Source organism: Kitasatospora terrestris, assembly GCF_039542905.1.
Lineage (GTDB): Bacteria > Actinomycetota > Actinomycetes > Streptomycetales > Streptomycetaceae > Kitasatospora > Kitasatospora terrestris.
In genome coordinates this window covers 5,932,737-5,945,433 of sequence record NZ_BAABIS010000001.1, presented here as the reverse complement: position 1 = coordinate 5,945,433, position 12,697 = coordinate 5,932,737, and the positions used below count along the sequence as shown (strand labels likewise).

Genomic DNA, 12,697 nt, shown 5'->3' with positions numbered 1-12,697 from the left:
CCGCCAGGGCATCACACCAAGCAGTTGATCAATTACCCAACACTTTCTCAGCCGCCGATCGCGGACATCGGCCGGTCCGGCTGGTGGAACTCGGGGTTGTCGATCCCGGCGCCCGCCTTCTTGCCCCACATAGCCTTGCGCCACAGCTCGCCGACCTCGGCGTCGCTCGCGCCGTCCCGCAGCGGGCCGCGCAGGTCGGTCTCGGTGGTGGCGAACAGGCAGTCGCGGACCTGGCCGTCGGCGGTGAGCCTGGTCCGGTCGCAGGCCCGGCAGAACGGCCGGGTGACCGAGGCGATCACGCCGACCCGGCCCGGGCCGCCGTCGACCAGCCAGCGCTCGGCCGGTGCCGCGCCCCGCGCCGCCGTGGCCTCGGGCGTCAGCGCGAACCGCTCGCCGAGCAGAGCGAGGATCTCCTCGGCGGTGACCATGCTGGAGCGGTCCCACCCGTGCTGGGCGTCCAGCGGCATCTGCTCGATGAAGCGCAGCTCGTACCCGTGCTCCAGGCACCACTCCAGCAGGTCGGCGGCCTCGTGCTCGTTGACCCCGCGCATCAGCACCGCGTTGAGCTTCACCGGGGTGAGCCCGGCGGCCTCGGCGGCGGCCAGGCCGGCCAGCACGTCCTCGTGGCGGCGGCGGCGGGTGAGGGTGAAGAAGGTCTCCGCGTCCAGGGTGTCCAGCGAGACGTTGACCCGGTCGAGCCCGGCGGCCCTCAGGGCGGCGGCGGTCTTCGAGAGCCCGATGCCGTTGCTGGTCAGCGAGAGCTCGGGGCGGGGCTCCAGCCGGGCGCAGGCGTCGACGATGCCGACCAGTCCGGGCCGCAGCAGCGGCTCGCCGCCGGTGAAGCGGACCTCCCGCACGCCCAGGTCGCGGACGGCGATCGAGACCAGCCGGACGATCTCCTCGTCGGTGAGCAGGTCGGGCTTGGCCAGCCACTGCAGGCCCTCCTCGGGCATGCAGTAGGTGCACCGGAGGTTGCAGCGGTCGGTGAGGGAGACCCGCAGGTCGACGGCGCGCCGGCCGAAGGTGTCCAACAGCATCCGGCGCTCCCTGCTCCCGACGACAGACTGGCCCGGCCGCGCGGATCGCGGGCCGGGCCAGCTTAGCGGGGCGGTACGACAGCCCCCGCGCTCCGTCCGTTCAGTGGGCGCCCAGCCCGGTCAGCGAGCGGACCTCCAGTTCAGCGTACTTCGCCGGGTCGGCCTTCTCCTTGGACAGCAGGGTGCCGATCCAGCCGGCCAGGAAGCCGACCGGGATGGAGACCAGGCCGGGGTTCTCCAGCGGGAACCAGTGGAAGTCGCTGTGCGGGAAGAGCGAGGTGGCCTTGCCGGACACCACCGTGGAGAAGAACACCAGGGCGACCGAGGTGATCAGGCCCGCGTAGACCGAGCTGACCGCGCCGGTGGTGTTGAAGCGCTTCCAGAACAGCGAGTACAGCAGGGTCGGCAGGTTGGCCGAGGCGGCGACCGCGAAGGCCAGCGCGACCAGGGCCGCGGCGTTCAGCTTGTCGGCGAAGAGCGACAGCACGATGGCGATCGCGCCGATCCCGACCGCGGCCAGCTTGGCGCTGGCCACCTCCTCCTTCTCGGTGGCCTTGCCGCGCCGGATCACGTTGGCGTAGAGGTCGTGGGCGAAGGAGGCGGAGGACGCCAGGGTGAGTCCGGCGACCACGGCGAGGATGGTGGCGAAGGCGACCGCGGAGATCACCGCGAGCAGCACCGCGCCGCCGGTGGAGCCCGCGCCGCCGCCGAGCTGCTCGGCGAGCAGCGGGGCCGCGGTGTTGCCGGCCGCGTTGGACGCCTTGATGGTCTTCGGGCCGACCAGGGCGGCGGCGCCGAAGCCGAGCGCCAGGGTCATCAGGTAGAAGCCGCCGATGATGCCGATCGCCCAGAGCACCGACTTCCGGGCCGCCTTGGCGGTGGGCACGGTGTAGAACCGGACCAGGATGTGCGGCAGGCCGGCGGTGCCGAGCACCAGGGCGACGGCGAGGCTGATGAAGTCCAGCTTGGTGGTGCCGGTGACGCCGTACTTGAGGCCGGGTTCCAGGAAGGCGGAGCCCTTGCCGCTGGCGTCGGCGGCGGCGCCGAGCAGGCTGGAGATGTTGAAGTCGTACTTGGCGAGCACCAGGACGGTCATCAGCGCGGTGCCGGCGATCAGCAGCACCGCCTTGACGATCTGCACCCAGGTGGTGCCCTTCATGCCGCCGACGGCCACGTAGATGACCATCAGCGCGCCGACCGCGACGATGGTCCAGCGCTTGGCGCCCTCGCCGCTGACGCCCAGCAGCAGGGCGACCAGCGAGCCGGCGCCGACCATCTGGGCCAGCAGGTAGAAGATCGACACCACGATGGTGGAGACGCCGGCGGCGGTGCGGACCGGGCGCTGGCGCATCCGGAAGGCCAGCACGTCGGCCATGGTGTAGCGGCCGGAGTTGCGCAGCGGCTCGGCGATCAGCAGCAGCGCGACCAGCCAGGCGACCAGGAAGCCGATCGAGTACAGGAAGCCGTCGTAGCCGAACAGCGCGATGGCGCCGGCGATGCCGAGGAAGGACGCGGCGGACATGTAGTCGCCGGAGATCGCCAGGCCGTTCTGGAAGCCGGTGAAGCCGCGGCCGCCGGCGTAGAAGTCGGCGGCGTCCTTGGTCTGCCGGCCGGCCCAGACCGTGATGCCGAGGGTGGCGAGCACGAACACGCCGAACAGCGTGAGGGTCAGCCCGCGGTGGTCGCTCGCCGAGGTGGCGAGCAGCGTGGTGGCGGTCATTCGGCGGCCTCCCGGGGGCTGACGACGGTCTCGCCGGAGAAGCGCTCGCGGATGTCGGCGGCCGGCGGGTCGAGCCGGCGGTCCGCGAAGCGCGCGTACCAGGCGGCGATGGCGAAGGTGGAGGCGAACTGCAGCAGGCCGAGCACCAGCGCCACGTTGATGTGGCCGAAGACCTTGGTCGCCATGAAGCCGGGCGCGTAGCTGGAGAGCAGCACGTACAGCAGGTACCAGAGCAGGAACCCTGCGGTGACCGGGAAGGCGAAGCCCCGGAAGGAGCTGCGCAGCTGCTGGAACTCGGGCGTCTCCTCGATGCGTTGGATCGGTACGGAGTCGGTCTCGGACGGGCTGTCCACGCGGTGTCTCCTGACGTCTTCGGTGCTACGGGTGGAACGAGCGGACGTGAGGGGCGTCACAGTCAGTTGCGGCTGCATGCTAGATCCACAAAGTCGCCGCGGAAAGGGTCCGCGCACGATCCGGCCGAAAATCCGTCAGAACATGCCAACGGGCGGCACCGCCGGAGCGGTGCCGCCCGTGTGACCGGTCGTCAGAAGGTGATCCGCACCTTCAGCGCGGAGCGGTTGTCCATCGCCCGGTAGCCCTCGGGCACCCCGTCGAGCGGGACCGTGCGGTCGAACACCAGGCCGGGGTCGATGGCGCCGGAGAGCACGTCGGCGAGCAGCTCCGGGATGTACGCGCGGGCCGGGGCGACGCCGCCGCGCAGCTGGACGTTGCGGCCGAACATCTGGCCGATGTCCACGCCGGCGCTGCCGCCGTGCGGGACGCCCACGTAGCCGACCGCGCCGCCGTCACGGGTGATCGAGATCGCGGTGCGCATCGACTCCTCGGTGCCGACCGCCTCCAGCACGGCGTGCGCGCCCTGACCGCCGGTCAGCTCCTTGACCTTCAGAATCGCCTCCTCGCCGCGCTCGGCGACCACGTCGGTGGCGCCGAACTTGCGGGCGATGTCGGTGCGGACCTCGTGCCGGCCGAGCGCGATGATCCGGCCGGCGCCGAGCCGGTGCGCGGCGAGCACGCCGCACAGGCCGACCGCGCCGTCGCCGACCACGGCGACGGTGGCACCGGGGGCCACGCCGGCCGAGACGGCGGCGTGGTGCCCGGTGGCCATCACGTCGGAGAGCGCCAGCAGGCCGGGCAGCAGCTTCTCGTCGCCCTGCGCGTCCTTGGGCAGCTGCACCAGCGTGCCGTCCGCGAACGGCACCCGGACCGCCTCGCCCTGGCCGCCGTCGGAGCCGACCTGGCCCCAGAAGCCGCCGTGCGGACAGGAGGTCTGCAGGCCCTCGCGGCAGAAGTCGCAGGTGCCGTCCGACCAGACGAAGGGCGCCACCACGAAGTCGCCGGCCTTGAAGCCGCGCACCTCGGAGCCGACCTGCTCGACCACCCCGAGGAACTCGTGCCCGATCCGCTGGCCGGCCTCGCGGGAGGCCACGCCCCGGTACGCCCACAGGTCGCTGCCGCAGATGCAGGCGTTGACCACCCGCACCACCGCGTCGGTCGGGTACTGGATCCGCGGGTCGGGCACCTCCTCGATCCTGATGTCCTGGGGGCCGTGGATCACGGTGGCGCGCATGGTGACGTCCTCTGTGTGGTTCGGTGCCGTCGGGGGTGGTGACGGGCGTTCGAAGGGGGCCGACTTCACGTCGCCCAGGTGTACGACCACTCCGCTGCCCACTCTATTCCGGGGTGTGGCGCACGCCACCGCGGCGGGATCCGGAGCAGCTGCTGTCGTTGATCGCCCTTAGAGTGGTTGGCCATGCACCCGTTCCAGTCCACGCCGTTCCCGGCGCAGCGCTCCGCCGACGACGGCCCGGACGGTCAGGGCTTCGCCGTGGTCGACGTCGAGACCACCGGTCTCGGCCGGTCGGACCGCGTCATCTCGGCCGGTGTCTACCAGCTGGACGCCGACGGCGAGGTCACCGACCACTGGTACACCCTGGTCAACCCGGAGCGCGACCCGGGCCCGGTCTGGATCCACGGCCTGACCAGCGAGGCCCTGGAGGGCGCGCCCACCTTCCCCGAGGTCGCCGACCAGCTGGCCGAGCGGCTGCGCGGCCGGGTGATGGTCGCCCACAACGCGCTCTTCGACTGGAACATGATCTCCCGCGAGTTCTCCCGGGCCGGCCTGCGCGCCCCGGTCGAGCAGCGGCTGTGCACCATGGTGCTGGCCCGCGACCTCGGGCTGCCGCTGCCCAACGGCAAGCTCTCCTCGCTCGCCGCGTACTTCGGCGTCCACCAGCGGCAGGCGCACAACGCGCTGGACGACGCCCGGGTGCTGGCCGAAATCTTCCGCCCGAGCCTGCACCTGGCCCGCGGCAGCGGCATCCCGCTGCCGCTGACCACCTGCGTGGCCGTCACCGACCTCGGCGAGGAGCCGTCGGCGGCCCCGGCGCGCGGCGGCTCCTGGTCGTCCTCGTACCGGCCCAGCCGCAAGCGGCCCGCCTGCCCGTTCCCGAACCCCGGACGCTGGCGGGACGGCAACCCGCTGGTGCAGGGCATGCGGGTGGCGATCACCGGCGACACCGCGACCGATCGCGAGCTGCTGGAGGACCGGGCGATCGAGGCCGGGCTGCACATCGCGAGTTCGGTCTCCCGGCTGACCAGCCTGCTGGTCACCAACGAGCCGGGCAGCTGGAGCGGCAAGGCCCGCAAGGCCCGCGAGTACGGCACGCCGGTGGTGGGCGAGGACGCCTTCCTGCAGCTGCTGCGCGAGGTCGCGCCCCACCCCGGTGCGTAGATCGTCGGTAAGGGCGGCTAGCGTGCCGGGTGTGTACCGATTTCTGCTGTCCGCGCGCTGGGCGGTCATCGCGCTCGTCGCGCTGCTGCTGATCCCGACCATGGTCCGGCTGGGCTTCTGGCAGTACCACCGGCACGAGTCCCGGGTGGCGCGCAACGAGCTGATCGGCCGGAACCTGGGCAGCGCGCCGGTCGCCTTCGACACCCTCTCCACCCCCGGCTGGTCGGTCCCCACCGGGCAGACCTGGCGGACGGTGACGGCGACCGGCACCTACGACACCGGGCACGAGTTCGTGGTCCGCGGGCGCACCGAGCCGGGCGGCAGCTCGATCGGCTACTTCGTGGTCACCCCGCTGCGGCTGGCCGACGGCAAGGGGTCGGTGCTGGTCAACCGCGGCTGGGTGGAGTCGGCGGCGGACGCCGCCAGCTACCCGGCGGTGCCCGCGCCGCCGGGCGGCGAGGTGACCGTCACCGGGCGTCTGCGGGCCGACGAGACCACCGCCAACAGCGGGATCCGCGACCGCGGCGGCCTGCCGGAGCGGCAGTTCAAGCTGATCAACACCGCGCAGCAGGCGGAGGCGAGCGGCGCGACGGTCCTCGGCGGCTACCTGGAGCTGGCCGGTTCGGGCGGCACCCCCGTGCCGCTCGGCGAGCCCAACCACTCCGACATCGGCCCGCACATGGCGTACGCGATCCAGTGGTGGCTGTTCGCCGCGCTGCTCCCGGTCGGCCTGGTGGTGATGGCCCGCCGCGAGGCCCGCGGCGACGCCCCGCAGGGGCAGGCGGCCCAGGGGCAGCAGCAGCCGGCGGTGGCCTGAGGCCGGTCCGGCCTCCGCGGCTACTGCTCGGCCCAGATGGTCTTGCCGGTGCGGGTGTAGCGGCTGCCCCAGCGGTTGGTGAGCTGGGCGACCAGGTAGAGGCCGCGGCCGCCCTCGTCGGTCAGCCGGGCCCGGCGCATCCGCGGCTGGGTGGCGCTGGGGTCGGAGACCTCGCAGGTCAGCGTCCCCGCCAGGATCAGGCGGACCTCGACCGGGCCGCCCGCGTAGCGGATGGCGTTGGTGACCAGCTCGCTCAGCACCAGCTCGGTGGTGAACACCAGCTCGTCCAGCCCCCACTCCCCCAGCGTCCGGCTGGCCGCCTCGCGGACGCCGGAGACCGCAGCCGGGTCGGCCTCGATGGTCCAGCTGGCCACCGCCTCCGGGGGCACCTCGCGGACCCGGGCGAGCAGCAGGGTGACGTCGTCCGCCAGCCGCTCGGTGGGCAGCCCGTCGACGACGGCGCGCCCGGCGGCCCGCAGGCCGCCGGTGAAGTCCGTCCCGGCCAGCCGTTCCAGCAGCCCGGCCATCCCCTCGTCCAGGTCCGCGCCGGCGCCCTCGATCAGCCCGTCGGTGTAGAGCGCCAGCACGCTCCCGGACGGGACGTCGACCTCCACCGCCTCGAACGGCAGCCCGCCGACGCCGAGCGGCGGACCGGGGCTGATCCGCAGGTACTCCGCCCGCCCGTCGGGGTGGACCAGCGCGGGCGGCGGGTGGCCGGCGCTGGCCGCCGCGCACCGCCCGGTCACCGGGTCGTACACCGCGTAGACGCAGGTCGCCCCGACCACCGGGTCGGAGCTGCGGTCGCCGTCGTCGTCGAGCTCGCCGTCGTCCACCACCAGCTGGGAGACCAGGTCGTCGAGGTGGACCAGCAGCTCGTCCGGCTCCAGGTCGAGGTCGGCGAGGGTGCGGACGGCGGTGCGCAGCCGGCCCATGGTGGCGCTGGCCTGCAGGCCGTGGCCGACCACGTCGCCGGCCACCAGGGCCACCCTGGCCGAGGAGAGCGGGATGACGTCGAACCAGTCGCCGCCGACGCCGCTGGCGGTGTCGGTGGGCAGGTAGACGCTGGCGGTGGTGGCGGCCGCGGTGTCGGTCTCGGCGGGCGGCAGCAGGCTGCGCTGCAGGCCCACCGCGGCGCGGTGCTCGCGGGTGTAGCGGCGGGCGTTGTCGAGGGCGAGCGCGGTGCGTCCGGCGATCTGCCGGAGCACGTCGAGGTCGGCCTCCTCGTACGGGCCGGCCGCGGGGTCGCGGTGCAGGGTCACCCGGCCGAGCAGGATGCCGCGGGCACGCAGCGGAGCGGTCATCGACGGCGGGTCCTCGCCGGTGCCGGCCGGCAGCTCGGCGTCGACCACCACGTCGGCGGCGGTCGGGGGCGCCTGCCCGGCGGCCGCGGTGCGCCGCAGGGTGAGCAGGCCGTCCTCGCCGGGCACCGGCTCCTCACCGGTGAAGACCGCCTCGGCGATGTCCACCGCCGCGTGGTCGCCGAGCGCGGGGACCAGGACGGCGGCCAGGTCCTGGGCGGTGCCGTCGACCGAGAGGGTGCCGCCGACGGCGGCGGTGGCGCGGTGCAGCAGGCCGAGCCGCTCGCGCGACCGGTACACCTCGGTGACGTCGCTGAACAGGGCGGTCACGCCGATCACCCGTCCGCTGACGTCGGTCAGCCGGAAGGCCTCGATGGCCATCACCACGCCGCCGCGCGGGTCGTCCAGGGTGCGCACCAGCACCTCGGCCCGGACCGCGGGCCGGCCGGTCCGGAGCACCTCGCGCAGCAGTTCCTCCAGCGCGGCGGCGTCGGGGGCCTGGATGAACTCGTCGAGTCGGTGTCCGCGCAGGTCGGGGGGCAGGCCGGTGTACGGCAGCAGGTGGGTGTTGGTGCGGACCAGGCGCAGGTGCTGGTCGAAGACGGCCAGGCCGATCCGGTCCTGGAGGAAGAGCTCGCGGGTGAAGGCGTGGTCCTGGCGCCACTGGGCGACCCGTTCGGCGGGGGCGCCGAGCACGAGGTGGCGGGGGCCGTCGGCGTCGGCCATGAGCGGCAGGACGCGGTAGGAGACGGCGAGCGGGTAGCCGCCGCCGGTACGCAGCAGGGTGTCGCCGGTCCAGCCGTCGTGGGTGCGCTGCGGCTTGTGGCCGGGCTCGGCGAGCAGGGCCCGGACGGGCTGTCCGGTGACCTGGTCGGCGGGCAGGCCGAGCAGGCGTTCGGCGGCCGGGGTCCAGCCCACCACCCGCCCGGCGCCGTCGACCAGGGCGGCGGCCATGTTGTCGATGTACGGCAACCGCCGGTTCTCCATGCTGTGCACCTCGAAGGGGGGTCCGCTCCCCCCATCTTCGGCCGCATCGGGGCCGCGCGCCTTCCGTCGGGTGCCCCACGAGCACCCGTTTCGCCCGGACCACCCTAATAGTCCCTTTTCAGATGATCTGCCCGACGGTCCAATGTCGGAGGGACCGCCCGCCACCGGGCCGGGCCCCGCCGACCGAACGGAGACCCTCATGACCGACCCCGCGGCCCCCGTCCGCGTGACCGTGCACCTGACCGGATCCGACGGACCGCAGGACGCGCCGCTCGCCCACGGCTTCCTGGTCGACGCCCGGGCCGTCCTGGTGCCGGACCCTCCCGAGACCGCCGCCGACCCCTTCCAGCGCTACACCGTCCGGATCGTCCGGGACGGCGAGGAGGGGGCCGAGCGCCTGCCGGTGGCGGGCCTGCGACTGGCCGCGCTCAGCCGAGACGCCATCCGCACCTCCGCCGCGGTCCTGACCCTCGCCGAGGACAGCCGGTACGGCGGCTCCGTCGCGAGGAGCACCCCCGCCGCGCTCACCGAGAGCCTGCTGCACCACCACGGCGACCTGTGGGCCGCGTACGCCGCCCTCGGCTACCCGGTCGCCCACCCGCCCGGCCACGCCACCATGGTGGGCGCGGCCGAGGAGCACTGGTGGCTGGAGTCCGCCGTGGAGGAGGCGGGGCGGTTCGCCGAGCTGATCTGCTGCCCGGCGACCTCCTGCTGCCACGACGGGCCCCCGCCGTCCGGTGGGGCGTAGGCACCGCCGCGGCACCGCCACCGAGGGCGCGTCGCCGTCGGCGCCGCGGCCTCAGTGGCGGGTGTTGTGGAAGCCGATCAGGACCGAGCCCCACCAGCCGAGCTGGGAGAGGGCGGCCGACCCCGCCGCACGGGCCATCAGGTGCGCCGGGGGCCGGAGCGTGCCGTACGACTCCAGGCGCGGGTGCAGGGCGGTGGCGTGCACCCCGTTCAGCGCGATCAGCAGGACCAGCACCAGCTTGAGCCGGGTCAGGCCGGAGTCCAGGTCCGGCTCCAGCAGGATGCCGCTGAAGGTCAGGCCGGCCAGGCCCGCCCAGACCGGCACGTGCAGCGGGGCGGTCAGGTCGAGGACGCCGCGCAGGGTGCGCCTGCCGAGCAGCCAGAGCAGCCCGACGTAGTCGATCGCCAGCACCGCGCCGAACCCCACCACCAGCGCGGCCAGGTGCACGAAGAGCGCCACCGTGTGCAGCGCCGGATCGGCGTGCAGGTGCCCGGCCGCCCAGGCGCAGCCCGCCCACAGCCCGCTCAGCCCGAGCGAGACCGCGACGCACCGGGCGGCGGTGCCCGCCAGCGGGGCGGCGAGGGGTTCGGAAAGGGCCATGGTGGTGCTCCGGAAGATGAGGGGACGCCTGAAAGCAAGGTTAGGTTTCCCTAAGTCTTCGACGGCGTCAACTGCGGGCCCCGACCGTGCCGCGCAGTGAGACGCGCTCCACTCCACGCCTCCGACCAGGCAGGATGTCCCCATGGACCTCGGACTTCAGCAGAAGGTGTACGTACTGACCGGCGCCACCAGGGGCCTCGGCTTCGCCACCGCCCGGCAGCTGGTCGCCGACGGCGCCCGGGTGGTGCTCGGCGGCCGCTCCCGGGAGAACCTGGACGCCGCCGTCGAGCAGCTCGGCGGCACCGGCCACGCCCGCGGCGTGGTCGCCGACAACAGCGACCCGGACGCCGCCGACCGGCTGCTCGCCGCCGCGAAGGAGCACTTCGGCCGCCTCGACGGCGTGCTGATCAGCGTCGGCGGCCCGCCCGCCGGCCCCGTCCTGCGCACCGAGGACGACACCTGGCGCGGCGCCTTCGAGAGCGTCTTCCTCGGCGCCCTGCGGATCGCCCGCACCGCCGCCGCCGAGCTCGGCGAGGGCGGCGTGATCGGCTTCGTGCTCTCCGGCTCCGTCCGCGAACCGATCTCCGGCCTCGGCGTCTCCAACGGCCTGCGGCCCGGCCTCGCGATGGCCGCCAAGTCGCTCGCCGACGAGCTCGGCCCGCGCGGCATCCGCGTCGTCGGCCTGCTGCCCGCCCGGATCGACACCGACCGGGTCCGCGAGCTCGACGCGCTCAGCGGCGACGCCGCGGCCGCCCGGGCCCGCGCCAGCGCCGCCATCCCGCTCGGCCGCTACGGCACCCCCGAGGAGTTCGGCAAGGTCGGCGCCTTCCTGCTCTCCCCGGCCGCCTCCTACCTCACCGGCGTGATGGTCCCGGTCGACGGCGGCGCGCTGCGCGGGCTCTGACCCCGCGTCACGTGACGCCCGGTCCGCCGGCGCCGGGTCAGTGGACCCGGACGTGGTGGCCCCGGCCGGCGGACGTCCGCCGGCCGGTCACCCGCAGCCGGAACTCCGACGGCAGCGCGGCCAGCCCCAGACTGGTCCGGGCCCCCTCCAGCGGACCGGTGTAGTAGCGCGACAGCAGATCCGCCGCACCGCCACCCGACTCCATCCGGACCTCCGCCCGCAGGTACGGCCGGTGCGGCCGGCCCGCCACCCGGACCCGCACCCGCGCCACGTCCGGCAGCTCCACGGTCGCCCGCTCCACCGCGTCCTCGATCGCCCGGCTGCGCACGTGCAGCGCGAAATGCCCGCGCGGACCCGCCGGCGACGGCAGGTCGATCCCCGCCGGGCCGCTGCGCCGCGCCTGCGCGAACAGCCACCACAGGCAGCCCGCCACCACCACCGCCGGCACCGCGATCGCCACCGGCCACCACCACGCCTCGTCCGTCCACCGGGTGCGCGACGCCCCGCTCAGCACCGGCTGGTCCGGCGACGTCCACGGCCACCGGTCGGGCATGGTCACCCCCAGCCGCCCGTACACGTCCAGCCCGCCCAGCAGCACCAGGACGCCCGCGGCCAGCAGGACCAGGCCCGCGACGGCGAGGACGGTGCGATTGACCGCGGTACGGCTCACGGGGTGGGCTCCTGTTCCAGGCCACGCCGGTGGCCGTGGTGCGGATGGAACGGCCGGGTCCGGACGTCCAGGCGGTGCGGGGCCGCGAGCGGGATCCGGGACAGCTCCACCCGGAGCTCCCGCTCCACCGCCGCCGGGTCGTGGGCGCCCGTCACCGTCACCTTCGTGCCGCGCCGCGACACCTTCACCCGCGCGTCGTGGACGTCCTGCAGCTCCGCGGCGCGCTCGGCGACCAGCGCCGCGACACCCGCCCGGTGGATCGCCGACCCCGGCCGCGACAACGCCAACCAGCGCCGCAGCCCCGGCGCGAACGCCAGCCAGAGCAGCACCGCCCCCACCGCCACCGCGACGCCGGCCGCGCCCAGCACCCACGGGTCGTCCAGGTGGCGGGTGGCCAGCTCCCGCGAGAGGTCCTCCCGCCACGGCCGCGCCCGGTGCCCGGTCCGCACCGCGACGACGTCGTACAACAGCGTCCCCGCCATCACCAGCACCCCGGTCACCACCACCCCCGCCGCGGCTCCCCGCCCCGCCCGCAACCGCACCCGCCGCCCCCCGGAGCCGGACTGCTTCGTGGCATCACCGGCCCCGCCGGAGGCGGCCGGGGTCGGGTGGGCGGGGTCTTCGGGGGTGTCGGTCATCGGCGGGGTCCGGCGGGGTGGAGGCGGTCGACGGTGACGTTGAGGTCGGAGACCGGGGTGCCGGTGAGGGCGGTGACTTCGGTGGTGACGGCGTTGCGGGCGGTGGTGGCGAGGGCGGCGACGTCGGCGGGGAAGGGCAGTTCCAGGCGGAGGGTGAGGCGGACCGCGTTGCGGGTGGCGAGCACGGTGACCTTCGGGAGGGGTCCGCGTCGGCCGTGCGGTGCCCACGCCGGGGCAAGTGCCTCCTGCGCGGCCCGCGCCGCGATCGCCGCGTACACCCGGTCCGCGATCCGCACCCGTCCGCGGCTGCCGGCGGCCACCACCGCTCCGCTCATCAGCGCCGCCGGTCCCGGCCGCGGAGCAGGTCGCCGATGTCGCCGAGTTCGATGTCGCCCTCGAGCACGCGGCCGGCCACGAAGCCGACCACGCCGAGCACCGCGACCAGCAGGAACGCCGCGAAGCCGCCGAAGTAGCCGGCGAAGCCGAGGGCCATGCCGGCGATCAGGCCGACCAGGGCCAGGTTCAT

General features: G+C 74.6%; 14 protein-coding genes. 4 read left to right on the top strand and 10 right to left on the bottom strand.

The annotated features are described in order from the left end of the window. Positions 1–47: 47 nt before the first annotated feature. From moaA to ABEB06_RS27265, 4 genes are all read right to left on the bottom strand, one after another. Positions 48–1,037, bottom strand: a complete 990-nt coding sequence (gene moaA, locus ABEB06_RS27280) for a GTP 3',8-cyclase MoaA (RefSeq protein WP_345699538.1) — start codon at positions 1,035–1,037, stop codon at positions 48–50. Between the two features lie 100 nt (positions 1,038–1,137). Beyond that, positions 1,138–2,757, bottom strand: a complete 1,620-nt coding sequence (locus ABEB06_RS27275) for a solute symporter family protein (protein ID WP_345699537.1) — start codon at positions 2,755–2,757, stop codon at positions 1,138–1,140. Then, positions 2,754–3,110, bottom strand: coding sequence for a DUF485 domain-containing protein (locus ABEB06_RS27270; protein ID WP_345699536.1), 357 nt, complete (start codon positions 3,108–3,110; stop codon positions 2,754–2,756). The genes ABEB06_RS27275 and ABEB06_RS27270 overlap by 4 nt, the downstream gene beginning before the upstream one ends. A 191-nt stretch (positions 3,111–3,301) precedes the next feature. After that, on the bottom strand, positions 3,302–4,345 hold the full coding sequence (locus ABEB06_RS27265; RefSeq protein WP_345699535.1) for a zinc-dependent alcohol dehydrogenase family protein: 1,044 nt from the start codon (positions 4,343–4,345) through the stop codon (positions 3,302–3,304). Between the two features lie 183 nt (positions 4,346–4,528). Here ABEB06_RS27265 and ABEB06_RS27260 point away from each other — a divergent pair, with 183 nt between their 5' ends. Further along, on the top strand, positions 4,529–5,509 hold the full coding sequence (locus tag ABEB06_RS27260; protein WP_345699534.1) for a DEDDh family exonuclease: 981 nt from the start codon (positions 4,529–4,531) through the stop codon (positions 5,507–5,509). A 31-nt stretch (positions 5,510–5,540) separates the two neighbouring features. Beyond that, the gene (locus tag ABEB06_RS27255; protein ID WP_345699533.1) at positions 5,541–6,326 is read left to right on the top strand and encodes an SURF1 family cytochrome oxidase biogenesis protein; all 786 of its coding nucleotides are present in this window, start codon (positions 5,541–5,543) and stop codon (positions 6,324–6,326) included. A 20-nt stretch (positions 6,327–6,346) separates the two neighbouring features. On the opposite strand, the gene ABEB06_RS27250 is transcribed toward ABEB06_RS27255, so the two are convergent. Beyond that, positions 6,347–8,611, bottom strand: a complete 2,265-nt coding sequence (locus ABEB06_RS27250) for a SpoIIE family protein phosphatase (protein WP_345699532.1) — start codon at positions 8,609–8,611, stop codon at positions 6,347–6,349. A 199-nt stretch (positions 8,612–8,810) separates the two neighbouring features. On the opposite strand from ABEB06_RS27250, the gene ABEB06_RS27245 reads away from it, so the two are divergent. Beyond that, positions 8,811–9,359 (top strand): hypothetical protein, encoded by a 549-nt coding sequence (locus tag ABEB06_RS27245; RefSeq protein ID WP_345699531.1) that lies wholly within the window; start codon positions 8,811–8,813, stop codon positions 9,357–9,359. Positions 9,360–9,410: 51 nt separating this feature from the next. On the opposite strand, the gene ABEB06_RS27240 is transcribed toward ABEB06_RS27245, so the two are convergent. Beyond that, on the bottom strand, positions 9,411–9,959 hold the full coding sequence (locus tag ABEB06_RS27240; protein ID WP_345699530.1) for a hypothetical protein: 549 nt from the start codon (positions 9,957–9,959) through the stop codon (positions 9,411–9,413). Positions 9,960–10,101: 142 nt separating this feature from the next. Between ABEB06_RS27240 and ABEB06_RS27235 the strand changes: the two genes are divergently transcribed. Next, on the top strand, positions 10,102–10,863 hold the full coding sequence (locus ABEB06_RS27235) for an SDR family oxidoreductase (RefSeq protein WP_345699529.1): 762 nt from the start codon (positions 10,102–10,104) through the stop codon (positions 10,861–10,863). A 37-nt stretch (positions 10,864–10,900) separates the two neighbouring features. Here ABEB06_RS27235 and ABEB06_RS27230 read toward each other — a convergent pair whose 3' ends face one another. Genes ABEB06_RS27230 through ABEB06_RS27215 form a run of 4 tightly spaced genes read right to left on the bottom strand, consistent with a single transcriptional unit; the run spans position 10,901 to position 12,697 of the window. After that, on the bottom strand, positions 10,901–11,533 hold the full coding sequence (locus tag ABEB06_RS27230; protein ID WP_345699528.1) for an alkaline shock response membrane anchor protein AmaP: 633 nt from the start codon (positions 11,531–11,533) through the stop codon (positions 10,901–10,903). Then, complete coding sequence (locus ABEB06_RS27225) at positions 11,530–12,171, bottom strand: DUF6286 domain-containing protein (RefSeq protein ID WP_345699527.1); 642 nt, start codon at positions 12,169–12,171, stop codon at positions 11,530–11,532. The genes ABEB06_RS27230 and ABEB06_RS27225 overlap by 4 nt, the downstream gene beginning before the upstream one ends. Further along, positions 12,168–12,506 carry an Asp23/Gls24 family envelope stress response protein gene (locus tag ABEB06_RS27220; RefSeq protein WP_345699526.1) on the bottom strand — a complete coding sequence of 113 codons (339 nt, stop codon included), beginning with the start codon at positions 12,504–12,506 and terminating at the stop codon, positions 12,168–12,170. The genes ABEB06_RS27225 and ABEB06_RS27220 overlap by 4 nt, the downstream gene beginning before the upstream one ends. Then, positions 12,506–12,697, bottom strand: a complete 192-nt coding sequence (locus ABEB06_RS27215; RefSeq protein WP_345699525.1) for a hypothetical protein — start codon at positions 12,695–12,697, stop codon at positions 12,506–12,508. Before ABEB06_RS27215 ends, ABEB06_RS27220 begins: the two co-directional genes overlap by 1 nt.